Source organism: Stenotrophomonas sp. (assembly GCF_059505245.1).
The window spans coordinates 35,015-55,480 of sequence record NZ_JCACKF010000026.1 but is presented as its reverse complement, the minus strand read 5'-3'; the positions used below and the strand labels follow the sequence as shown (position 1 = coordinate 55,480).

At 66.7% G+C, this 20,466-nt stretch carries 24 protein-coding genes; 20 read left to right on the top strand and 4 right to left on the bottom strand.

Translation table 11 applies throughout. The features are described 5' to 3' along the window. Window positions 1-63: 63 nt before the first annotated feature. Entirely contained in the window at window positions 64-1,953 is a 1,890-nt protein-coding gene (gene parE, locus AC5JLE_RS11110; RefSeq protein WP_496065304.1) for a DNA topoisomerase IV subunit B, read from the bottom strand. Window positions 1,954-2,124: 171 nt separating this feature from the next. On the opposite strand from parE, the gene AC5JLE_RS11105 reads away from it, so the two are divergent. The 10 genes from AC5JLE_RS11105 to truD all read left to right on the top strand — a co-directional run bounded on the left by AC5JLE_RS11105 (window position 2,125) and on the right by truD (window position 10,018). Beyond that, on the top strand, window positions 2,125-2,358 hold the full coding sequence (locus tag AC5JLE_RS11105; RefSeq protein WP_014646695.1) for a hypothetical protein: 234 nt from the start codon (window positions 2,125-2,127) through the stop codon (window positions 2,356-2,358). Between the two features lie 400 nt (window positions 2,359-2,758). Beyond that, window positions 2,759-4,423 carry a CTP synthase gene (gene pyrG, locus AC5JLE_RS11100; RefSeq protein ID WP_014646697.1) on the top strand — a complete coding sequence of 555 codons (1,665 nt, stop codon included), beginning with the start codon at window positions 2,759-2,761 and terminating at the stop codon, window positions 4,421-4,423. A gap of 89 nt (window positions 4,424-4,512) precedes the next feature. Beyond that, the gene (kdsA, locus tag AC5JLE_RS11095) at window positions 4,513-5,343 is read left to right on the top strand and encodes a 3-deoxy-8-phosphooctulonate synthase (protein ID WP_005408999.1); all 831 of its coding nucleotides are present in this window, start codon (window positions 4,513-4,515) and stop codon (window positions 5,341-5,343) included. Continuing rightward, entirely contained in the window at window positions 5,340-5,687 is a 348-nt protein-coding gene (locus AC5JLE_RS11090; RefSeq protein WP_496065303.1) for a hypothetical protein, read from the top strand. The genes kdsA and AC5JLE_RS11090 overlap by 4 nt, the downstream gene beginning before the upstream one ends. After that, complete coding sequence (locus tag AC5JLE_RS11085) at window positions 5,687-6,016, top strand: hypothetical protein (protein WP_134967098.1); 330 nt, start codon at window positions 5,687-5,689, stop codon at window positions 6,014-6,016. Before AC5JLE_RS11090 ends, AC5JLE_RS11085 begins: the two co-directional genes overlap by 1 nt. A gap of 96 nt (window positions 6,017-6,112) precedes the next feature. Further along, window positions 6,113-7,405, top strand: a complete 1,293-nt coding sequence (gene eno, locus AC5JLE_RS11080) for a phosphopyruvate hydratase (RefSeq protein ID WP_014646700.1) — start codon at window positions 6,113-6,115, stop codon at window positions 7,403-7,405. Window positions 7,406-7,409: 4 nt separating this feature from the next. After that, window positions 7,410-7,763, top strand: a complete 354-nt coding sequence (ftsB, locus tag AC5JLE_RS11075) for a cell division protein FtsB (RefSeq protein WP_005412924.1) — start codon at window positions 7,410-7,412, stop codon at window positions 7,761-7,763. Continuing rightward, window positions 7,760-8,458 (top strand): 2-C-methyl-D-erythritol 4-phosphate cytidylyltransferase, encoded by a 699-nt coding sequence (ispD, locus tag AC5JLE_RS11070; RefSeq protein WP_049405812.1) that lies wholly within the window; start codon window positions 7,760-7,762, stop codon window positions 8,456-8,458. The genes ftsB and ispD overlap by 4 nt, the downstream gene beginning before the upstream one ends. Before the next feature lie 34 nt (window positions 8,459-8,492). Beyond that, window positions 8,493-8,990, top strand: a complete 498-nt coding sequence (gene ispF / locus AC5JLE_RS11065; protein ID WP_014646702.1) for a 2-C-methyl-D-erythritol 2,4-cyclodiphosphate synthase — start codon at window positions 8,493-8,495, stop codon at window positions 8,988-8,990. Beyond that, window positions 8,987-10,018, top strand: a complete 1,032-nt coding sequence (truD, locus tag AC5JLE_RS11060; RefSeq protein ID WP_049405814.1) for a tRNA pseudouridine(13) synthase TruD — start codon at window positions 8,987-8,989, stop codon at window positions 10,016-10,018. Before ispF ends, truD begins: the two co-directional genes overlap by 4 nt. Before the next feature lie 69 nt (window positions 10,019-10,087). On the opposite strand, the gene AC5JLE_RS11055 is transcribed toward truD, so the two are convergent. After that, a complete protein-coding gene (locus AC5JLE_RS11055; protein WP_032959185.1) occupies window positions 10,088-10,627 on the bottom strand; it encodes a Smr/MutS family protein in 540 nt (179 codons plus the stop codon). Between the two features lie 209 nt (window positions 10,628-10,836). Between AC5JLE_RS11055 and surE the strand changes: the two genes are divergently transcribed. The 5 genes from surE to AC5JLE_RS11030 all read left to right on the top strand — a co-directional run bounded on the left by surE (window position 10,837) and on the right by AC5JLE_RS11030 (window position 14,382). Continuing rightward, window positions 10,837-11,616 carry a 5'/3'-nucleotidase SurE gene (gene surE, locus AC5JLE_RS11050; RefSeq protein ID WP_032959183.1) on the top strand — a complete coding sequence of 260 codons (780 nt, stop codon included), beginning with the start codon at window positions 10,837-10,839 and terminating at the stop codon, window positions 11,614-11,616. Next, window positions 11,613-12,290 carry a protein-L-isoaspartate(D-aspartate) O-methyltransferase gene (locus tag AC5JLE_RS11045; protein ID WP_010485977.1) on the top strand — a complete coding sequence of 226 codons (678 nt, stop codon included), beginning with the start codon at window positions 11,613-11,615 and terminating at the stop codon, window positions 12,288-12,290. Before surE ends, AC5JLE_RS11045 begins: the two co-directional genes overlap by 4 nt. An 18-nt stretch (window positions 12,291-12,308) precedes the next feature. Beyond that, a complete protein-coding gene (locus tag AC5JLE_RS11040; protein WP_496065302.1) occupies window positions 12,309-12,923 on the top strand; it encodes a YqaA family protein in 615 nt (204 codons plus the stop codon). Beyond that, complete coding sequence (locus AC5JLE_RS11035) at window positions 12,920-13,705, top strand: peptidoglycan DD-metalloendopeptidase family protein (protein ID WP_032959180.1); 786 nt, start codon at window positions 12,920-12,922, stop codon at window positions 13,703-13,705. The genes AC5JLE_RS11040 and AC5JLE_RS11035 overlap by 4 nt, the downstream gene beginning before the upstream one ends. Window positions 13,706-13,893: 188 nt before the next feature. Beyond that, window positions 13,894-14,382, top strand: a complete 489-nt coding sequence (locus tag AC5JLE_RS11030; RefSeq protein WP_032959178.1) for a YqhG/Tai3 family protein — start codon at window positions 13,894-13,896, stop codon at window positions 14,380-14,382. Between the two features lie 27 nt (window positions 14,383-14,409). Here AC5JLE_RS11030 and AC5JLE_RS11025 read toward each other — a convergent pair whose 3' ends face one another. Together AC5JLE_RS11025 and yhbY are read right to left on the bottom strand one after the other, a co-directional pair. Then, window positions 14,410-14,784 carry an Mth938-like domain-containing protein gene (locus tag AC5JLE_RS11025; RefSeq protein ID WP_049404586.1) on the bottom strand — a complete coding sequence of 125 codons (375 nt, stop codon included), beginning with the start codon at window positions 14,782-14,784 and terminating at the stop codon, window positions 14,410-14,412. Window positions 14,785-14,797: 13 nt separating this feature from the next. Further along, a complete protein-coding gene (gene yhbY / locus AC5JLE_RS11020) occupies window positions 14,798-15,103 on the bottom strand; it encodes a ribosome assembly RNA-binding protein YhbY (RefSeq protein WP_014646711.1) in 306 nt (101 codons plus the stop codon). Window positions 15,104-15,168: 65 nt separating this feature from the next. On the opposite strand from yhbY, the gene rlmE reads away from it, so the two are divergent. The 5 genes from rlmE (at window position 15,169) to miaA (ending at window position 20,409) form a co-directional block, all read left to right on the top strand. Beyond that, window positions 15,169-15,801, top strand: coding sequence for a 23S rRNA (uridine(2552)-2'-O)-methyltransferase RlmE (rlmE, locus tag AC5JLE_RS11015; RefSeq protein WP_005409014.1), 633 nt, complete (start codon window positions 15,169-15,171; stop codon window positions 15,799-15,801). A 69-nt stretch (window positions 15,802-15,870) separates the two neighbouring features. Further along, window positions 15,871-17,805 (top strand): ATP-dependent zinc metalloprotease FtsH, encoded by a 1,935-nt coding sequence (gene ftsH, locus AC5JLE_RS11010; RefSeq protein WP_496065301.1) that lies wholly within the window; start codon window positions 15,871-15,873, stop codon window positions 17,803-17,805. Window positions 17,806-17,904: 99 nt separating this feature from the next. Next, complete coding sequence (locus AC5JLE_RS11005) at window positions 17,905-18,090, top strand: hypothetical protein (protein ID WP_014646713.1); 186 nt, start codon at window positions 17,905-17,907, stop codon at window positions 18,088-18,090. A 469-nt stretch (window positions 18,091-18,559) separates the two neighbouring features. Continuing rightward, window positions 18,560-19,456, top strand: a complete 897-nt coding sequence (gene folP, locus AC5JLE_RS11000; RefSeq protein ID WP_049405700.1) for a dihydropteroate synthase — start codon at window positions 18,560-18,562, stop codon at window positions 19,454-19,456. Further along, entirely contained in the window at window positions 19,456-20,409 is a 954-nt protein-coding gene (gene miaA, locus AC5JLE_RS10995; RefSeq protein ID WP_053495072.1) for a tRNA (adenosine(37)-N6)-dimethylallyltransferase MiaA, read from the top strand. The genes folP and miaA overlap by 1 nt, the downstream gene beginning before the upstream one ends. Window positions 20,410-20,466: the final 57 nt, after the last annotated feature.

Here is a 20,466-nt window from a genome sequence, read left to right as displayed (position 1 = left end):
CCCCACTGCCGCCAACCGGGTCAGAGCCCTTTCCTGCGGAAAGGGATCCGACCCCGCTCCGGATCAGACTTCCAGCGAAGCCAGATCGCCCTTCGACTCCAGCCAGCCCTTGCGGTCGGACGCGCGCTTCTTGGCCAGCAGCATGTCCATCAGCGAACGGGTCTGCTCGCCATCGTCCACGGTCAGTTGCACCAGGCGGCGCGTATCCGGATGGATGGTCGACTCGCGCAGCTGGTTCGGGTTCATCTCGCCCAGGCCCTTGAAGCGGGTGACGTTGACTGCGCCCTTGATCTTCTCGCGCTCGATCTTGTCCAGCATCGAACGCTTCTCTTCCTCATCCAGGGCGTAGAACACCTGCTTGCCCACGTCGATGCGGAACAGCGGCGGCATTGCCACGAACACGTGGCCGGCATCGACCAGCGCCGGGAAATGCCTGAGGAACAGCGCGGTCAGCAGGGTGGCGATATGCAGGCCGTCGGAGTCCGCGTCGGCCAGGATCACCACCTTGCCGTAGCGCAGGCCGGTGATGTCGTCCTTGCCGGGGTCGCAGCCGATGGCCACGGCCAGGTTGTGCACTTCTTCGGAGGCCAGCACGCTGTTGGACGACACTTCCCAGGTGTTGAGGATCTTGCCGCGCAGCGGCAGGATCGCCTGGAAATCCTTGTCGCGCGCCTGCTTGGCGCTGCCGCCTGCCGAGTCACCTTCCACCAGGAACAGCTCGGTGCGCGACAGGTCCTGGCTGATGCAGTCGGCCAGCTTGCCGGGCAGGGCCGGGCCCTGCGTGACCTTCTTGCGGACGACCAGCTTCTCGGTCTTCAGGCGCGCACTGGCGCGCTCGATGGCGATCTGCGCGATCTTCTCGCCCAGCTCCACGTTCTGGTTCAGCAACAGGCTGAACGCATCGTGCGCGGCGCCCTCTACAAAGCCGGCGGCCTGGCGCGAGGACAGGCGTTCCTTGGTCTGGCCGCTGAACTGCGGGTCGGTCATCTTCAGCGACAGCACGAACGACACCCGGTCCCACACGTCTTCCGGGGCCAGCTTGACGCCGCGTGGCAGCAGGTTGCGGAAGTCGCAGAACTCGCGCAGCGCCTCGGTCAGGCCGGTACGCAGGCCGTTGACGTGGGTGCCATGCTGGGCGGTCGGAATCAGGTTGACATAGCTTTCCTGGACCAGCTCACCTTCCGGCAGCCAGGCCACGGCCCAGTCCACCACCTCGGTGTCCTTCTTGAGGTTGCCGACGAACAGGTCGGCCGGCAGCGATTCGCGATCGCCCAGTTCCAGCTTCAGGTAGTCGCGCAGGCCGTCTTCGTAGTGCCAGGTATCGACTTCACCGGTGGCTTCGTCGGTCAGCTTGACGGTCAGGCCCGGGCACAGCACGGCCTTGGCGCGCAGCAGGTGCTTCAACGCGCGCACCGCGAACTTGGGCGTGTCGAAGTACTTCGGGTCCGGCCAGAAGCGCACGCGGGTACCGGTGTTCTTCTTGCCGACGGTGCCGACCACCTCCAGCGGCGTGGCGCGGTCGCCATTGCGGAAGGTGATGCGGTGTTCGGCACCTTCGCGCTTGATGTGCACCTCCACCAGGGTCGACAGCGCGTTGACCACGCTGACGCCGACGCCATGCAGGCCGCCGGAGAAGGTGTAGTTGTTGTTGCTGAACTTGCCGCCTGCATGCAGGCGGGTGAGGATCAGTTCGACGCCCGGGATATTCTCTTCCGGATGGATGTCCACCGGCATGCCGCGGCCGTCATCGCTGACCTCCACGCTGCCGTCCTTGTACAGGGTGATCTCGATCGAGCGGGCATGGCCGGCGAGGGCCTCGTCCACCGAGTTGTCGATCACTTCCTGCGCCAGGTGGTTCGGGCGCGCGGTGTCGGTATACATGCCGGGACGGCGCTTGACCGGGTCAAGGCCGGACAGGACTTCAATATCGGCGGCGTTATAGCGGGCGTTCATCTATCTTCTAAAGCGCGGAGCGACGCGCAAGTGTGCGGTCTGGACGGCGATTTTGCACGCCTGCGGTTCAGCCTCGGCGCCGGGGAGGGGGTAAAATGGCAGCCGCTGGAATCTGAACGCCGGCGGCCCCATCGGGTCGAAACATCCAAGCCATACCGCGAGGAGGACCTCATGAAGAAGTTGCTGACCGTTGCAATCCTGGCCGCTGCCGCCGTTGCAGTGCCGCTGGTGGTGGCGCAGAACGCGGGCCAGCCGGCCCCGCAGCAGGGTGACCAGGCCGACAAGGCGCAGGCCGAGGCCGATGCCAAGGCCAAGCGTCGTGCCCAGGCCAATGCCGAAATGAAGGCGCAGGGCCAGCCGGCCCCGCAGAAGGAAGAAGAGGAAGAAGCGCGCAAGAAGCGCTGATCCCGCAACCTGCCAAGCGCCCTTGCGACAAGGGGTGCGCAACGGAACGCCCCGCTCAGCGGGGCGTTTCTTTTTAGGAACGTGGCGTCTGCCCCTTGGGTTGGCGGCCATCAATCTGTAAACTATGGCTTTCCGGGAGTAAGTGCGTGTCCACCCTTTGCGAATGGGCTGGAGCGGCCAAGCGTGGCTTCCAGCATGGCGGGTCGCAGGTGACGGTCGATTTGGCCGGCACGGCCGCCCCGACCTCGCACGATGGTCCCCGTCCGGCGCCTGCCGCCGCACGGATCCGCACCTCCCTCGCTGTCCCAGCGAACCGGAAAACCCCCTCCGAGCACCATGCCCGCCCTCCGGGTGCGCGTGGTGTTGCCGTTTTCCATTTCCAGACAGGATGCTTGCAGCCATGACTCCCTTGATTTTCGTAACCGGCGGCGTGGTGTCCTCGCTCGGCAAAGGCATTGCCGCCGCGTCGCTGGCCGCCATTCTCGAAGCCCGTGGCCTGAAGGTCACGATGATGAAGCTCGACCCGTACATCAACGTCGACCCGGGCACCATGAGCCCGTTCCAGCACGGTGAGGTGTATGTCACCGACGACGGCGCCGAGACCGACCTCGACCTGGGCCACTACGAGCGCTTCGTGCGCACCCGCCTGAGCCGCAAGAACTCGGTCACCACCGGCCGCATCTACGAGAACGTGATCCGCAAGGAGCGCCGCGGCGACTACCTGGGCGCGACCGTGCAGGTCATTCCGCACATCACCGACGAGATCCGTCGCTGCATCGACGAAGCCACCGAAGGCTACGACGTGGCGCTGGTCGAGATCGGTGGCACCGTCGGCGACATCGAGTCGCTGCCGTTCCTGGAAGCGATCCGCCAGGTGCGCACCGAGCGTGGCCCGGAGAAGGCGCTGTTCATGCACCTCACCCTGGTGCCGTACATCGGCGCCGCCGGTGAGCTGAAGACCAAGCCGACCCAGCATTCGGTGAAGGAACTGCGTTCGATCGGCATCCAGCCGGACGTGCTGCTGTGCCGTTCCGAGCAGGCCGTGCCGGATTCGGAGCGCCGCAAGATCGCCCAGTTCACCAACGTCTCCGAGCGCGCAGTGATCAGCGTGCCGGACGTGGACGTGCTGTATCGCATTCCGTCGGGCCTGCACGCGCAGGGCCTGGACGAGATCGTGGTCAACCAGCTGAAGCTGGCCGACAAGGCCGGTCCGGTCGATCTGTCGATGTGGGAGGACGCAGTCGATGCGACCCTGCATCCGCTGGATGAAGTGACCATCGCCGTGGTCGGCAAGTACGTGGATCACCAGGATGCCTACAAGTCGGTCGGCGAAGCACTGAAGCACGGCGGCCTGCGCCAGCGCACCAAGGTCAACCTGAAGTGGCTGGAAGCACAGGATCTGGAAGGCACCGACATGGCCGCACTGGCCGATGTCGACGGCATCCTGGTGCCGGGTGGCTTCGGTGACCGTGGTTTCGAAGGCAAGGTGCTGACCTCGAAGTTCGCCCGCGAGCAGCACGTGCCGTACTTCGGCATCTGCTACGGCATGCAGGCGGCCGTCGTCGATTACGCGCGCAACGTGGTCGGCCTGGAAGGCGCCAACAGCACCGAGAACGACCGCCAGTCGCCGAACCCGGTGATCGGCCTGATCACCGAATGGCGCACCGCCACCGGCGATGTCGAGAAGCGTGACGACAAGAGCGACCTCGGCGGCACCATGCGCCTGGGCCTGCAGGAACAGCGCCTGAAGCCGGGCACGCTGGCCCGTGAGCTGTACGGCAAGGACGTCGTCGCCGAGCGCCACCGCCACCGCTACGAGTTCAACAACCGTTACCGCACCCAGCTGGAAGATGCCGGCCTGGTGATCGCCGGCAAGTCGATGGACGACACCCTGGTGGAAGTGGTCGAACTGCCGCGCGACGCGCATCCGTGGTTCCTGGCCTGCCAGGCGCACCCGGAATTCCTGTCCACGCCGCGTGATGGCCACCCGCTGTTCATCGGTTTCATCCGTGCCGCGCGCGAGCGCAAGGCCGGCGGCAAGCTGCTTTCCGAAGCGCGCGCCTGACTTGTGAATGGGGGCTTCGGCCCCCATCCTGCATGCTTCAACCCCCAGCGCACCGGCCCGGCCGGTGCTGCGGACAACAAGGAAACGCCATGAAACTGTGTGGATTCGAGGTCGGGCTGGACCAGCCCCTGTTCCTGATCGCCGGCCCCTGCGTGATCGAGTCGATGCAGCTGCAGCTCGATACCGCCGGCAAGCTGAAGGAAGTCACCGACAAGCTCGGCGTCAACTTCATCTTCAAGTCCAGCTTCGACAAGGCCAACCGCACCTCGGGCACCGCGTTCCGCGGCCCGGGCATGGAAGAGGGCCTGAAGGTCCTGGCCGAGGTCAGGAAGCAGATCGGCGTGCCGGTGCTGACCGACGTCCATGAGTACACCCCGATGGACGAAGTGGCCTCGGTGGTGGATGTGCTGCAGACCCCGGCGTTCCTGGTCCGCCAGACCGACTTCATCCGCAAGGTGTGCTCGGCCGGCAAGCCGGTCAACATCAAGAAGGGCCAGTTCCTGGCGCCCTGGGACATGAAGCCGGTCGTGGAGAAGGCCAAGGCCACCGGCAACGAGCAGATCATGGTCTGCGAGCGCGGTGCCAGCTTCGGCTACAACAACCTGGTCAGCGACATGCGCTCGCTGGCGGTGATGCGCGATACCGGTTGCCCGGTGGTGTTCGATGCCACCCACTCGGTGCAGTTGCCGGGCGGGCAGGGCACCAGTTCCGGTGGCCAGCGTGAGCACGTGCCGGTGCTGGCCCGTGCTGCCGTCGCGGTGGGCATCTCCGGCCTGTTCGCCGAGACCCATCCGGATCCGTCCAAGGCCCTGTCCGATGGCCCCAACGCGTGGCCGCTGGACCAGATGGAAGCGCTGCTCGAGACCCTGATGGAGCTCGACGCGGTGACCAAGAAGCACGGCTTCTCGCGCTTCGCGTGAGTCGTGACCCGAGGGTGGCGCTGGAAGCCCAGCGTCATCGCCGGCACTGGAAACAGTGGTCCTGGGGCCTGATCGCACTGGGCCTGGCCGTGCTGTTCACCGTGGGCATGTTTGGCCTGGTGCTGATCGGTGCGGCGTCGGTGCGCCCCCCGGGTGATGGCAGCAGCGCGCTTGATCTGCGTGCGTATTTCATTGCGCTGCTGGTCGCTGAGCTGTTCGGTGCCGCGGGCTGCCTCGCGGCCGCGGTGCTGGCCTGGCGGCTGAATCGCGGCAAAGTGGCGGCTGGCTTTGCGATCATCCTGCTTTCGCTGTGGCTCGGCGCCCTGTTCTACGGATTGCTTTGATGAATACGAGCACGTCGGCGCGCGGCTGGCCCTGGGGCCTGGTCGCGCTGGGGCTGTCCGTGCTCGCCTGGGCGTCCCTGCTGCTGGGAGTAATGGCCTTTGCGGCCAGCTTCGGCTCGCCGGGTGACGGAAACCATGCCATCCAGGCCATGCAGTACTGGATCGTGGCCGCGCTGGTCGCGCTGGGTGCGTCTTTCGTCGGCAGCCTGGTGGCGATGGTGCTCGCCTGGCGACGCCGTCGTGGACCCATCGCGGCGGCGGTGGCCGGTGCGTTGCTGGTGATGCTGGTGTCGCTGGCCCTGATCGTGATCGGGTCCAGCTGGGGCTGATGCCGCCCAGGCCATTTGGCAAGTGGCGGGCAGCCGGGGATAATCACGCGGCATTCGTTTTGTCGCCCCCTCTCCAGACAGGTAACCGGCCCGACCATGAGTACGATCCGCAGCATCCACGCCCGTGAAATCCTTGACAGCCGTGGCAACCCCACGCTGGAAGCCGAAGTCATCCTGGAGGACGGTTCGTTCGGTCGTGCCGCGGTTCCCTCCGGCGCCTCGACCGGCACCAAGGAAGCGGTCGAGCTGCGTGACGGTGACAAGACCCGTTATCTGGGCAAGGGCGTGCGCAAGGCCGTCGACAACGTCAACACCACGATTGCCGCCGCGCTGAAGGGCTTTGAGGCTACCGACCAGGCCGGCCTCGACCGTCGCCTGATCGATCTGGACGGCACCGAGAACAAGGGCCGCCTGGGTGCCAACGCGCTGCTGGGTGTTTCGATGGCCGCCGCGCATGCCGCCGCTGCATCGAACAAGCAGGCACTGTGGCAGTACCTGGCTGCCAGGACCGGCGTGACCCCGGCGCTGCCGGTGCCGATGATGAACATCATCAATGGCGGCGCGCATGCCGACAACAACGTCGACTTCCAGGAGTTCATGGTGCTGCCGGTCGGCTTCACCTCGTTCTCCGAAGCGCTGCGTGCCGGTACCGAAATCTTCCATTCGCTGAAGTCGGTGCTGAAGGGCCACGGCCTGAGCACCGCGGTCGGCGACGAAGGTGGCTTCGCGCCGGACTTCCGCAGCAACGTCGAAGCGCTGGACACCATTCTCGAAGCGATCGGCAAGGCGGGCTACACCGCCGGTGAAGACGTGCTGCTGGGCCTGGACGTGGCCTCCAGCGAGTTCTTCGAGAACGGCAAGTACAACCTGGTCGGCGAGAACAAGCGCCTGACCTCCGAGCAGTTCGTCGACTTCCTCGCCGACTGGGCCGCGCAGTACCCGATCATCACGATTGAAGATGGCCTGGCCGAGAACGACTGGGCCGGCTGGAAGCTGCTGACCGACCGCATCGGCAAGAAGGTGCAGCTGGTTGGCGACGACCTGTTCGTGACCAACCCGAAGATCTTCCAGGAAGGCATCGACTCGGGCACTGCCAATGCGATCCTGATCAAGGTCAACCAGATCGGCACCCTCAGCGAAACCCTGGAAGCGATCGCCATGGCCGATCGTGCAGGCTACGCCGCCGTGGTCTCGCACCGTTCGGGCGAAACCGAAGACACCACCATCGCCGACATCGCAGTGGCCACCACCGCCACCCAGATCAAGACCGGTTCGCTGTGCCGCAGCGATCGCGTGGCCAAGTACAACCAGCTGCTGCGCATCGAGGAAGCCCTCGGCGCCGGCGCGCGTTACGCCGGTCGTGACGCGTTCGTTTCGCTGAAGCGCTGAGCCGATGCGCGACTGGCGCTGGATGCTGCTGGTGCTGGCCCTGTTGCTGGGCTGGCTGCAGTACCGCTTCTGGTTTGGTCCGGGCAATTCGGGTGAAGTGATGATGCTCGAAGCCCAGGTCGCCAACCAGGAGCGGGACAATGAGGGCCTGCAGCAGCGCAATGATGCGCTCGCTGCGGAAGTGAAGGACCTCAAGGAAGGCCAGTCCGCCATCGAGGAACGCGCGCGCAGCGAGCTGGGCATGATCAAGCCCGGCGAGAAGTTCTATCGCGTGGTCGAGGATGCGCCGGTGCACCCGGCGCAGCCTGCGGCAGGTGTCAGTGCGCAGGTTGGCGACCACCCGGCGGACGTGCCATGAGTGCGGCGATCTGGGTCGTGGTTCCGGCTGCTGGCCGTGGCACCCGCTTTGGCGCGCCGTTGCCCAAGCAGTACCTGCAGGCGGGCGGGCAGATCCTGCTCGCCCATACCCTGGACGCCCTGCTGGCGCATCCGGCCGTAGCCGGGGCAATGGTAGTGATCGGCCCGGACGACGCCGACTGGCCCGGCTGGAACGAGTGGGCGGGCAAGCCGGTGCTGACCTGCATCGGTGGCGCGACCCGTGCCGCTTCGGTGCTGGCTGGCCTGCAGGCGCTGCCGGAGACGGTGCGCGCTGATGAATTCGTGCTGGTCCACGATGCCGCGCGGCCGAACCTGTCCCTGGTCGATCTCGGCCGCCTGCTTGAAGTCGGTCGTGCCGATCCGGTCGGGGCGATCCTGGCCGCACCGGTACGCGACACCCTCAAGCGTGCGGGCGACGACGGTGGCATCGATGGCACCGAGCCGCGCGAGCGGCTGTGGCGCGCACTGACACCACAACTGTTCCGCCGCCACCAGCTCAGCCGCGCGCTGTCCGAAGCCGCCGCCGCCGGTGTTGAAGTCACCGATGAGGCCATGGCCATGGAGCGCCAGGGCCAGCGCCCGCTGCTGGTGGAAGGCAGCGAGGACAACTTCAAGGTCACCACCCCGGCCGATCTGGACCGGTTTGAATTCGTACTTTCCCGCCGCGCCGGCTGACCGTCCGCGCGGCCCTGCAGCAAGGGTTGCATCCATGAGCACCGCACCGTTCCCGCCCGTCCGCATCGGCCAGGGCTACGACGTCCATGCCTTCGGTGAAGGCGACCACATCATGCTTGGCGGAGTGAACGTGCCGCACAGCTGCGGCGTGCTTGCACACAGCGACGGCGACGTGATCCTGCACGCCCTCTGCGATGCCATGCTCGGCGCACTGGCGCTGGGCGATATCGGCCAGCATTTCCCGCCCAGTGACGACCGCTGGAAGGGGGCCGACAGCAGCGAGTTCGTGCGCCACTGCGACAGCCTGCTGCGTGAGCGCGGCTGGCGCGTCGGCAACACCGACATCACCGTGATCTGCGAGCGGCCGAAGGTCGGCCCGCATGCGCTTGCGATGCGTGAGCGCATCGGTGGGTTGCTGCAGCTGCCGCTGGACGCGGTCAGCGTCAAGGCCACCACCTCGGAGAAGCTGGGCTTCACCGGCCGTGGTGAAGGCATCGCCGCGCAGGCGGTCGTGTTGCTGGTGGCGGCATGATCCCGCTGCCGTTGGCGTTTGGTGCGCCGTTGTTGACGGCGCGCATCCGCACCACGCCGGACGATTTCCAGGTGGATGAACTGCCGGCGTTCGAGGCGAGCGGTGAAGGCGAGCATCTGCTGCTGCACATCCGCAAGCGCGGCGCCAACACCGTGCATGTGGCCAAGGTACTGGCAAAATGGGCGGGCCTGCCGGAAATGGCGGTGAGTTACGCCGGCATGAAAGACCGCCACGCGGTCACCACCCAGCGTTTCAGCGTGCACCTGCCCAAGCGCATTGCGCCGGACCTGGCCGAGTTGGCCAGTGACGAAATCGAAGTCATCGAGGCAACCTGGCACAACCGCAAGCTGCAGCGCGGCGCCCTGGCCGGCAACCGCTTCAAGCTGGTGCTGCGCGAGGTGCAGGGCGATGCCGCCGCGATCAGCGAGCGCCTGCAGCAGATTGCCGCGCGCGGCCTGCCGAACTGGTTTGGTGAACAGCGTTTCGGCCGCGACGGTGGCAACGTGCCGGCTGCACTGGCGATGTTCGGTGGCCGCCGCATGCGCAAGGACCAGCGTTCGCTGCTGCTCTCTGCAGCCCGTTCGGCGCTGTTCAACCGCGTGCTGGCCGCGCGCGTGGAGCAGGGCAGCTGGGACCAGCCGCTCGATGGCGAAGTCTGGATGCTCGATGGCAGTCGCAGTGTGTTCGGCCCCGAGCCGTACACGGATGTGCTGGCCGAGCGGCTGGCGCGTTTCGACATCCATCCCAGCGCGCCGTTGTGGGGCGAAGGCGAGCTGCGCAGCACCGACGCTGCGCGTGAGCTGGAGCTGGCCGCGCTGGACGACGACGAGTCGAAGGCACTGCGGGCCGGCCTGGAAGATGCGCGCCTGAAGCAGGAGCGCCGCGCGTTGCGCCTGCGTCCGGCGCTGCTGCAGCACCAGTGGCTGGCCGACGACGTGCTGGAACTGTCGTTCGCGTTGCCGCCAGGCTGCTACGCCACCGCCGTGCTGCACGAACTCGGCCCCGTCGAAGACGCCTCGCAGGCCTGACAGAAAAAAGGGGACGGAGGGAATTAAGTCGTTTGTGGCACAAACGACTTAATTCCCTCCGTCCCCTTTTCAACGCCGCGCCAGCAGCACCAGTACCGCGCCGGTGCCGCCTTGTCCGGTCGGTGCCGAATGGAATGCCAGCACGTCGTTGCGCAGCCGCAGCAGGCGATCGACCAGGTTCTTCAGCACCGGTGCGCCGCCATCGGACTGCAGTCCCTTGCCGTGGATGATGCGCACGCAGCCGTACTCGTGTGCATGCGCTTCCAGCAGGAACTGGCGCAGCAGGGCTTCGGCCTGTGCGGCGGTGGCGCCGTGCAGATCCAGTTCGTCCTGCACCGAGTACTGGCCGCGCTTGAGGCGCTGGAACAGGCGTGGTGGCAGGTTGTCGCGGCGATAGCTGGCCACGTCGCCGGCTTCCAGTGGCGCACTGTCGCGCAGCAGCCGGGCGAACTCGCCGGCCGCTTCGGCCTCGTCACGTTCGGCCATGCGCGCACGCGGTTTCGGCCGGGGCGCGGCAGGTGCCGGCTCGGCATCCTTGCGCAGCGGCTTCACTTCGCCGATGGCCGCACGGAACAATGCGGCCGGATCTTCATCATCAGGGTGCGACATGCGCACAGGGTAAACCGCCGGCGCAGGTCTGCCTATGATGGTTCCATGTCGGCCGTGACCGCTGACAGGGTAGGACCGGCGGCCCGCATGCGGCACAATAGACGATGCCCTTGCAGGGTCGACCGCTTCCGCAGGGGAGCGCGACGGTCCCGCCCACACTGCACGGTGATGGAATCGAATTCTTGGAAAATCAAGCGGTTAAATCGAAGATGCGAATCCTGGTCAGCAATGACGATGGTGTCGACGCCGCAGGCATCCGGATGCTTGCCGCGGTCCTGCGCGAGGCCGGTCACGAAGTCACGGTGGTTGCGCCCGACCGCGATCGCTCCGGCGCCAGCAACTCGCTGACCCTGGACCTGCCGATCCGGCTCAAGCGCATCGACCATTACACCGTTTCGGTGGCCGGTACACCCACCGACTGCGTGCACCTGGCGCTGACCGGCCTGCTTGAATTCGAGCCTGACATTGTCGTGTCCGGCATCAACAACGCTGCCAATCTCGGCGACGACGTGATCTATTCCGGCACCGTCTCGGCGGCGATGGAAGGTCGCTTCCTCGGCCTGCCGGCGGTGGCGGTCTCGCTGGTCAGCCGCAACCACGATCCGAAGCACTTCGAGACCGCCGCGCGTGCTGCGGTGGAGATTGTCGCCCGGCTCAAGGCCGATCCGCTGCCGGCCGACACCATCCTCAACGTCAACGTGCCGGACCTGCCGTGGAGCGAGGTGAAGGGCTTCGAGGTCACCCGCCTCGGCAACCGCCATCGTGCCGAAGGCTGCATCGCGCAGAAGGATCCGCGCGGCAACGAGGTGTACTGGATCGGCCCTGCCGGCCGTGAGCAGGATTCCGGTCCAGGTACCGATTTCCACGCGGTGCGCACCGGCCACATCTCGATCACCCCGATCCAGGTCGACCTCACCCGCTACCAGGCGCTGGAGAAGGTCGCCAGCTGGGTCGGCGGCCTCAGCGCCGCGCTGGACCAGCCGGCATGAGCCCACGCCTGCGATTGCAGCCGGAAGCCGTCGGTATCGGCATGACCTCGCAGCGCGTGCGTGACCGCCTGGTCGACCGCCTGCGCGAAGCCGGCATCGTCGACGAGCCGACCTTGAACGCGATCCGGGTGGTGCCGCGCCATCTGTTCATCGATGAAGCCCTGGCCTCGCGTGCCTATGAAGACACCGCGCTGCCGATCGGCCATGGCCAGACCATCTCGCAGCCCTGGGTGGTTGCGCGGATGACCGAGGCAGTGCTCCAGGTCGCGCCGAAGCGGGTGCTGGAAGTCGGTACCGGTTCCGGCTACCAGGCCGCCATCCTTGGCGCGTTGGGCCTGGAGGTCTACACCGTGGAGCGCATTGGTGATCTGCTGCGCCAGGCCCGCAAGCGCTTCCGTGCGCTGGGCATGAACATCCGCACCAAGCACGACGACGGCCGCGTCGGCTGGGCCGAGCACGGCCCGTTCGATGCCATCGTGGTCACTGCGGCGGCGCCGGCACTGGTCGACGCCCTGATCGAGCAGCTGGCCGAAGGCGGCCGCCTGGTGGCGCCGGTCGGTGGCCCTGGGGCGCAGTCGCTGGTACAGCTGGACCGCAAGGCCGACGGCAGCATCGAACAACACGTGCTGGCGCCGGTCACGTTCGTGCCGCTGCTGTCTGGCATGCTCGACTAATCCACGGAGCAGGGTTGCATGAAGATTTTCGGGCCGCTGTACGAGCGGGCGATGAAGTGGGCGGCGCACGAACGCGCGCCGACCTATCTGACGGTGTTGAGCTTCTTCGAGGCGATCATCTTCCCGGTGATGCCGGAGGTGATGCTGGCGCCGATGTGCGTGGCCCAGCCCAAGCGCGGCTGGTGGTTTGCCACCCTCAGCCTGGCCGGCTCGATGGTCGGTGCGCTGGTCGGCTACGCGCTGGGTCACTACGCTTTCGAGGCGATCAAGCCGCTGTTTGAAGTGCTGGGCATGCTGCCGGCGATCGAGCAGGGCATCACCACCGTGCAGGCGAAGATGGCCGAATCGCCGTGGGCGGTGTTCACCTTCCTGGTGCTGGGCGGCTTCATGCCCATCCCGATGAAGGTCTTCACGTGGGCATCGGGTATCGTCGGCGTACCGATGCCGCAGTACCTGTTGAGCATGCTGATCGGTCGCGGCAAGCGCGTGTTCGTGCTGGCTGCGGTCATCTGTATCGGTGGTGCGCGTGCTGAAGCGGCACTGCGTCGCTGGATTGAACCGCTGGGCTGGATCGCCACCGCGTTGGTGGTGGTGCTGATCGCCTGGCTTGTATGGAGGTCGAAGTTCGCATGAGTCCTGATCGTCTGAGCAAGGGAGTGCGCATCGGCGCGCTGGCGTTGCTGGTTTCCACCCTGGCCGCCTGCGGCACCGCCACTGTGGTTCGTCCTGGTGGTGGCAGCACCGGTGGTGGCGTGACCACGCCGAAGACCTCGGTGCCCAAGCCCGGGCAGACCGTGGTGGTGCGCAAGGGCGACACCATCTATGCGCTGGCCCGCATCCATGACATCACCCCGGCCGACCTGATTGCCTGGAACAGCCTGGACAACCCCTCGACCATCCATCCGGGGCAGGTGATCCGGCTGTATCCGGCCGGTGCCAGCGGCGGCCGCGCGCCGACCACGGTGGTCACCGCGCCGCGCTCGGGTGGCAGCAGCGCCGGCAGCACGGCGCCAACTCCGGCGCCGGCCGGTCCGGTGAAGAGCAACATCGCCTGGCGCTGGCCGGCCGATGGCGCGATCGTCGGCCGCTACGTTGCCGGCGATGCGACCAAGCAGGGCGTGGACATCGCCGGTACCAGCGGCCAGCCGGTCAAGGCCACCGCCAACGGTGTGGTGGTGTACTCCGGCGCCGGCCTGGTCGGCTACGGCGAGCTGATCATCATCAAGCACAGCGACCAGTGGCTGTCGGCCTATGGCCACAACCGCAAGCGCCTGGTGAATGAAGGGCAGAGCGTGAAGGCCGGTGAGCAGATCGCCGAGATGGGCCGCACCGGTGCGAACCGCGACATGGTCCACTTCGAGATCCGCTACAACGGCAAGCCGGTCGACCCGCAGCAGTACCTGCCGGCGCGTTGAGGTAGTGGGACGGGTGGCGCCGGGCAATGCTCGGCGTTCCCGACCTGTAGCGTCGAGCCGTGCTCGACTCACTGTACGCTGGCCGCCGTGGGTGGCCGTTTGCGACCTTGAGTGGCACATCTCAAGCTTCCCGACAAGCCAGGGAAGCGGCATGCTTCAACGGAACCAGCCTCCCGATCCGGTGCCGCATGTCTCGCCCAACAGCCCTTTTCGCGCTGCTCATCGCCGCGCCGTTGGCGACCGCCGCCAGCGATCCACGTGACGTGGTCACTCGCCTCTACGACGCCATCCAGGCGCCGCAGTCGAACGAAACGGCGATTGCTCCGCTGCTGGGTGATGCCCTCCGCTCAGCCATCGATGCGCAGCGTGCATATGAACAGGCCTGCACCGCACTGGCCGCGCCCGATGAGAAGCCGCACATGCTCGACCAGAGCCCGTATCTGTTGGCGCCGGACCGGCCGGAGACGATAACGGTGGGAGCGCCCGGATCGAGCGGTGACGCCACCTGGGTCCATGTCGACATGGCCGTGGGCGACTATCGCTGGACCGACCGGGTCCTGCTGCAGCGGCAGGGCCCGGACTGGAAGGTCATGGATATCCGCTGGGGGCAGGGTGGCAACCTGATCGGTCGGCTGCAGGCGTTCTCCGCGTTCCGCTGCACACCTTCGGGCAGCTAGCGCCCGGGCGCACCCGGCGGCTCGACCTCAGCCTTCCAGGATGAAGGCGGCCGCGACCTTGCGGCCTTCGCCGGCCAGAATGTTGAAGGTGCGCGCGGCGGCCGGATTGTTCATCACCTCCAGGCCGATGCCACGCGACAGACAGGCGGCCATCACCACCGCGGGCGGGAATACCTGACGGTCTCCCGTGCCGAGCACGATCAGCGCCGGATTCAGCACCAGGATCGGCTCCAGGTCCGCCAACTGCAGCGCGGCGGCACTTGCCACCGGCCAGTGCGTGACCAGTTGGTCCGGGGTGAGGAAGAAACTGCCGCCCAGCACCTGGTCATTCACCTTGGCCGAGCGGCCATCTGCGGCACGCAGGCTGTAGGCGTAATCCGGCGGTTCGTGGTTCAGCTGCATGACGGTAGGACGATCAGCCGCGCGGCAGCACGATCTGGCGCTGTTCCTTGCTCGGGCGGTACAGCACCGCGACGTGGCCGATGCGTTGCACCAGCGCGCTTTCGGTGGCTTCGACGATCTCGCCGATCATCGCGTCACGGGCGTCGCGATCCTCTGCGGCGACCTTCACCTTGACCAGTTCGTGGCGCTCCAGCACTTCGTTCAGCTCAGCGATGAAGGCTGGGGTCACACCCTTGCCGCCGGTCTGCAGCAGGGCCTTCAGGTCGTGGGCTTGGCCGCGCAGGAAACGGGTCTGGGAGGCGGTCAGGGCGATGGACATGCAGGAAAACACGGTTGAATGGGACGATCAGGGTATCATGAGGACCCCATCAGCCCCTATTTTCAATGGCTACCCGCAGCAAAAGCAGCCAGCGCTGGCTCAAGGAACACTTCTCCGACCCCTTCGTGAAGAAGGCGCAGGCCGAGGGCATGCGCTCGCGCGCCGCCTACAAGCTCGAGGAGCTGCTCGAACGTGACCGCCTGCTGAAGCCGCACATGGTGGTGGTCGACCTTGGCGCGGCCCCCGGCGGCTGGTCTCAGCAGGTTCGGAGACAGATCGGGGACACCGGTCGCGTGCTGGCGCTGGACATCCTGGACATGCCGCCGCTGGCCGGCGTGGAGTTCCTTCATGGTGACTTCAGGGAAGAAGCCGTCCTATCGCAGTTTGAAGCCATGCTCGGGGATCAGCCGGTAGACCTTGTGCTGTCGGACATGGCCCCCAATAAGAGTGGTGTAGGTGCGGTCGACCAGCCGCGGATGATGCACCTGGCGGAGCTGGCCCTGGATTTTGCCGACAACCACCTGAAGACCGGTGGGGCGTTCCTGATCAAGCTGTTCCAGGGTGAGGGCTTTGACGACTACGTGCGCGACATGCGCCGCCGTTACGACAAGGTCTCCATCCGCAAGCCGGAGGCGTCGCGCAAGCGCTCTCCCGAGGTGTATGCCTTGGGTCAGGGAAAACGCGCCCACATGAAGTAAGCTCGCAACGTACGCAAGTTCGACCCCCACGCAACGCCAGCACTGAGAGGAACACCGGAGCCAATGAGGATGAACGACTTGACCAAGAACCTCCTGCTATGGGTGGTCGTCGCCGTCGTGCTGATGGTGGTCTTCCAGAGCTTCTCGCCGAAGTCCTCCGGGGCCGGCGCGCAGGGCGCGTCGTACTCGCAGTTCCTGGACCAGGTGGACAGCGGCAACGTGCAGAAGGTCGCCTTCGGCGGCGACATGCGCGGCGGCACCAGCCAGCTGACCTACACCACCCGCGGTGGGCAGTCGTCCACCATCACCGCGCCGTTCGATCGTGACCTGATCAACGTGCTGCGCACCAAGAACGTGGAGATCGTGCAGGAGGAGCCGTCCAGCGGCATCTCCCTGGGCGCGATCCTGATGAATTTCCTTCCGGTCATCCTGATCATCGGCTTCTGGTTGTTCATCATGCGCCAGATGCAGGGCGGTGGTGGCGGTGCCAAGGGCGCGATGTCCTTCGGCAAGTCGCGCGCCAAGCTGCAGGGCGAGGACCAGATCAAGGTCACCTTCGCCGACGTCGCCGGCTGCGACGAGGCCAAGGAAGAAGTGGGCGAGCTGGTCGACTTCCTGCGCGACCCGTCCAAGTTCACCAAGCTGGGCGGCAAGATTCCGCGCGGCGTGCTGATGGTGGGCCCGCCAGGTACCGGCAAGACGCTGCTGGCCAAGGCCATTGCCGGCGAAGCCAAGGTGCCGTTCTTCTCGATCTCCGGTTCGGACTTCGTGGAAATGTTCGTCGGCGTGGGCGCCAGCCGCGTGCGTGACATGTTCGAGCAGGCCAAGAAGAACGCCCCGTGCATCATCTTCATCGACGAAATCGACGCCGTCGGTCGCCACCGTGGCGCCGGCCTGGGCGGCGGTCATGACGAGCGCGAGCAGACCCTGAACCAGCTGCTGGTCGAGATGGACGGTTTTGAAGGCGGCGAAGGCGTGATCGTGATCGCCGCGACCAACCGTCCGGACGTGCTGGATCCGGCGCTGCTGCGTCCGGGCCGTTTCGACCGCCAGGTGGTGGTCGGCCTGCCGGACGTGAAGGGCCGCGAGCACATCCTGAAGGTCCACATGCGCAAGCTGCCGCTGGCCGACGATGTCGAGCCGATGGTGATCGCACGTGGTACCCCGGGCTTCTCCGGCGCCGACCTGGCCAACCTCTGCAACGAGGCGGCCCTGTTCGCTGCGCGCGGCAACGAGAAGGAAGTCCGCATGGACCACTTCGACCGTGCCCGCGACAAGATCCTGATGGGTGCCGAGCGCCGCTCGATGGCCATGAGCGAGGACGAGAAGACCCTGACCGCGTACCACGAAGCGGGTCACGCCATCGTCGGCCGCCTGGTGCCCGAGCACGATCCGGTCTACAAGGTCACCATCATTCCGCGCGGCCGTGCGCTTGGCGTGACGATGTACCTGCCGGAAGGCGACAAGTACTCGATGAACCGCGTGGCGATCCAGTCGCAGCTGTGCTCCCTGTACGGCGGCCGTGTCGCCGAAGAGCTGATCTTCGGCGAGGACAAGGTCACCACCGGCGCCTCCAACGACATCGAGCGCGCAACCAAGATGGCCCGCAACATGGTCACCAAGTGGGGCCTGTCGGAGCAGCTCGGCCCGATCGCCTATGGCGAAGAGGACGACGAAGTGTTCCTGGGGCGTTCGGTCACCCAGCACAAGAGCGTGTCCAACGACACGGCGCGCCGGATCGACGAGGAAGTGCGCAACATCCTCGACAAGGCCTATGCCCGCACGACCCAGCTGTTGACCGAGAACATCGACAAGCTGCATGCGATGTCGCAGCTGCTGCTGCAGTACGAGACCATCGACGCACCGCAGATCGACGCCATCATGGAAGGCCGCGATCCGCCGCCGCCGGCGGGCTGGAGCAAGTCGAACAAGGACGGTGGCAACGACAAGGGCGGCGACGCCCGCCCGCTGCCGCCGATCGCAGGCCCGGCCGAATCGCATTGACGGCCCGCTGCACGTAACACCAGACGAGGCCGGGGAAACCCGGCCTTGTCGTTTCCGGGCCTTCGGCCCCTTCCGAACCGAACTGATGCTGGAGCCTGCATGTCCGCCCCGAAGCCTGAACCGATTTCCCACACCGCCGAAATGATCATCGCCACCGTGGTCGGCGTGGGCGTAGGGCTGGGCGCCGACAACCTGCTGCTGGGCTGCGTGGTGGGTATCGGTGTCGGCATCGTGCTGAGCATCGCCAGAACCCTGTACGTGGACCGCAAGCGTCGGCGGCGTTGACGGCGCCGCGGCAGGGCTGCGCCCTGCACCCGCGGTAGTGCCGGCCGCTGGCCGGCAACCTCAGCAGCAACAGCAACAGCTGCATTCCGCGATTTGGTGGGGCGGTGTCGGAGGGCGGGGACGCCGCAAGTACGTCCCTGTAGGCTTGGCAGCCGCATCCACGCGGCTGACACCCCGCACTCCCACACCGCCCCACCTCTGACAGATTCCGGCCGCTGTTGGTAGGTGTCGACCTTGGTCGACACGGTAGATCCACGCCATGCGTGGATGAATCTCTGTCAGATATCGAATCAATTCGGGGTCAGATCCGTTTTCCGTAGGAAAACGGATCTGACCCCACGCCATCCCTCAGTACACCTGCTGTTGCTCCGGCTGTTGCTTCGGCTGTTGCTGTAGCCCGGGCCTCTGCGGGTGCAGGGCGCCGCCCTGCCGAACTAAACTACCCGCCGTCGTCCCTGCAGGATTGCCCATGTTCGATACCTCGCCCCAGCTCGATTGCGCCGGCCGCATCCTGCGCCTCGACCGTGCCCGGGTCATGGGCATCGTCAACGTCACCCCGGACTCCTTCTCCGATGGCGGCGCGCATGACACCACCGAGGCTGCGGTCGCCCATGGCCTGAAGCTGGTCGAGGAGGGCGCCGACCTGCTCGATATCGGCGGCGAATCGACCCGTCCGGGCGCTGCGCCGGTCTCGGTCGAGGAGGAGCTGCGCCGGGTGATTCCGGTAATCGAGCAGCTGGCCGCCCGCACCCGGGTGCCGATCAGCATCGATACCTTCAAGCCGGAGGTGATGCGCGCGGCGGTGGCCGCTGGCGCTGGCATGATCAACGACATCTTCGCCCTGCGCCAGGGCGGTGCGCTTGAAGCTGCCGCCGAAACCGGCGTGCCGGTGGTGCTGATGCACATGCAGGGCGAGCCGGGCCACATGCAGGCCGATCCGCACTACGACGACGTGGTCGCCGAGGTGCATGGTTTCCTGGTGCAGCGCCTGTTCGCTGCCGAGATGGCGGGCATTGCGAAGAAGAACCTGCTGATCGACCTTGGTTTTGGCTTCGGCAAGAGCACCGCCCACAACATGACCCTGCTGGCGCGTTCGGAGCGCTTCCTGGAACTGGGGGTGCCGGTGCTGGCCGGCCTGTCACGCAAGCGCAGCCTGGGAGAACTCACTGGCCGCGACACGCCCTCCGAACGCGTGGCGGCTTCGGTGGCCGCGCACCTGATCGCGGTCCAGCGTGGCGCGCGCATCGTGCGCGTGCATGACGTGGCGGCCACCGTCGATGCGCTGAAGATCTGGCAGGCAGTGGAGGCCGTGCCGACGCCGCGTGCCGACGCTGCGCCGACGATCCGCTGGCCGGACGAAGACTGATGGGCGTCGATCGGCGGCCGCTGGCGATCGCCGTGATGGGGCCGACCGCCAGTGGCAAGACCGCCACCGCAATCGCTTTGGCACAGCAACTGGACGGCGAAATCGTCAGCGTCGATTCGGCGCTGGTATACCGCCACCTGGACATCGGCTCGGCCAAGCCTGATGCGGCCGAGCGGGCGCAGGCGCCGCACCATCTGCTGGACCTGCGCGATCCGTGGCAGACCTACTCGGCGGCCGAGTTCGCCGCCGATGCCGGCCGGGTCGTGGCCGACATCGTGGCACGCGGCAAAACGCCGATCCTGGCAGGTGGCACGGGGCTGTACTTCCGGGCCCTGCTGCAGGGCCTGTCGCCGATGCCGGAGGCCGACCCGGTGATGCGCGAAGCACTCACCACCGAGGCGGCCGAGCGGGGCTGGGCGGCATTGCACGCAGAGCTGGCCGAGGTCGATCCGGCCGCCGCCGCACGCATCCATGCCACCGACCCGCAACGCATCCAGCGGGCACTGGAGGTCTATCGCCTGACCGGCACGCCCATCACTGAATGGCAGCGCCGTCCGGGCGTGGCGCCGCTGCCGGTGCGCACCCTCAAGCTGATCCTGGCCCCGCGTGACCGCGCGGTACTGCACCAGCGCATCGAGGCGCGCTTCGACACCATGCTGGCGCAGGGCTTCCTGGACGAAGTGCGGGCACTGCGCGCGATGCCGGAAATGGCCGCCGTGGAGGCCCCGTTGGACCTGCCGGCGGTGCGTGCGGTCGGCTATCGCCAGGCCTGGGAGTACCTGGACGGGGAGGGTGATGCCGCCCGTTTCCGTGACAAGGCGATCTTCGCCACCCGCCAGCTGGCCAAGCGCCAGCTGACGTGGCTGCGCGGCGAGCTTGATGCGCGCTGGTTCGACCCCCATATCGACCAGGAGCGCCTTGCCGGCGCGGTGTCGGCCTTCGTCGCACGCTGAACTCCCGCCAGCCGTGTAACATCATCGGTCGGCGGGCGGCTCGGGGGCCGTGGCAAC

What these genes read in the sequence shown, in the direction of transcription:
- parE (WP_496065304.1), bottom strand. Translation starts at nt 1,953, where the DNA reads ATGAACGCCCGCTATAACGCCGCCGATATTGAAGTCCTGTCCGGCCTT.
- AC5JLE_RS11105 (WP_014646695.1), top strand. Translation starts at nt 2,125, where the DNA reads ATGAAGAAGTTGCTGACCGTTGCAATCCTGGCCGCTGCCGCCGTTGCA.
- pyrG (WP_014646697.1), top strand. Translation starts at nt 2,759, where the DNA reads ATGACTCCCTTGATTTTCGTAACCGGCGGCGTGGTGTCCTCGCTCGGC.
- kdsA (WP_005408999.1), top strand. Translation starts at nt 4,513, where the DNA reads ATGAAACTGTGTGGATTCGAGGTCGGGCTGGACCAGCCCCTGTTCCTG.
- AC5JLE_RS11085 (WP_134967098.1), top strand. Translation starts at nt 5,687, where the DNA reads ATGAATACGAGCACGTCGGCGCGCGGCTGGCCCTGGGGCCTGGTCGCG.
- eno (WP_014646700.1), top strand. Translation starts at nt 6,113, where the DNA reads ATGAGTACGATCCGCAGCATCCACGCCCGTGAAATCCTTGACAGCCGT.
- ftsB (WP_005412924.1), top strand. Translation starts at nt 7,410, where the DNA reads ATGCGCGACTGGCGCTGGATGCTGCTGGTGCTGGCCCTGTTGCTGGGC.
- ispD (WP_049405812.1), top strand. Translation starts at nt 7,760, where the DNA reads ATGAGTGCGGCGATCTGGGTCGTGGTTCCGGCTGCTGGCCGTGGCACC.
- ispF (WP_014646702.1), top strand. Translation starts at nt 8,493, where the DNA reads ATGAGCACCGCACCGTTCCCGCCCGTCCGCATCGGCCAGGGCTACGAC.
- truD (WP_049405814.1), top strand. Translation starts at nt 8,987, where the DNA reads ATGATCCCGCTGCCGTTGGCGTTTGGTGCGCCGTTGTTGACGGCGCGC.
- AC5JLE_RS11055 (WP_032959185.1), bottom strand. Translation starts at nt 10,627, where the DNA reads ATGTCGCACCCTGATGATGAAGATCCGGCCGCATTGTTCCGTGCGGCC.
- surE (WP_032959183.1), top strand. Translation starts at nt 10,837, where the DNA reads ATGCGAATCCTGGTCAGCAATGACGATGGTGTCGACGCCGCAGGCATC.
- AC5JLE_RS11045 (WP_010485977.1), top strand. Translation starts at nt 11,613, where the DNA reads ATGAGCCCACGCCTGCGATTGCAGCCGGAAGCCGTCGGTATCGGCATG.
- AC5JLE_RS11040 (WP_496065302.1), top strand. Translation starts at nt 12,309, where the DNA reads ATGAAGATTTTCGGGCCGCTGTACGAGCGGGCGATGAAGTGGGCGGCG.
- AC5JLE_RS11035 (WP_032959180.1), top strand. Translation starts at nt 12,920, where the DNA reads ATGAGTCCTGATCGTCTGAGCAAGGGAGTGCGCATCGGCGCGCTGGCG.
- AC5JLE_RS11030 (WP_032959178.1), top strand. Translation starts at nt 13,894, where the DNA reads ATGTCTCGCCCAACAGCCCTTTTCGCGCTGCTCATCGCCGCGCCGTTG.
- AC5JLE_RS11025 (WP_049404586.1), bottom strand. Translation starts at nt 14,784, where the DNA reads ATGCAGCTGAACCACGAACCGCCGGATTACGCCTACAGCCTGCGTGCC.
- yhbY (WP_014646711.1), bottom strand. Translation starts at nt 15,103, where the DNA reads ATGTCCATCGCCCTGACCGCCTCCCAGACCCGTTTCCTGCGCGGCCAA.
- rlmE (WP_005409014.1), top strand. Translation starts at nt 15,169, where the DNA reads ATGGCTACCCGCAGCAAAAGCAGCCAGCGCTGGCTCAAGGAACACTTC.
- ftsH (WP_496065301.1), top strand. Translation starts at nt 15,871, where the DNA reads ATGAACGACTTGACCAAGAACCTCCTGCTATGGGTGGTCGTCGCCGTC.
- AC5JLE_RS11005 (WP_014646713.1), top strand. Translation starts at nt 17,905, where the DNA reads ATGTCCGCCCCGAAGCCTGAACCGATTTCCCACACCGCCGAAATGATC.
- folP (WP_049405700.1), top strand. Translation starts at nt 18,560, where the DNA reads ATGTTCGATACCTCGCCCCAGCTCGATTGCGCCGGCCGCATCCTGCGC.
- miaA (WP_053495072.1), top strand. Translation starts at nt 19,456, where the DNA reads ATGGGCGTCGATCGGCGGCCGCTGGCGATCGCCGTGATGGGGCCGACC.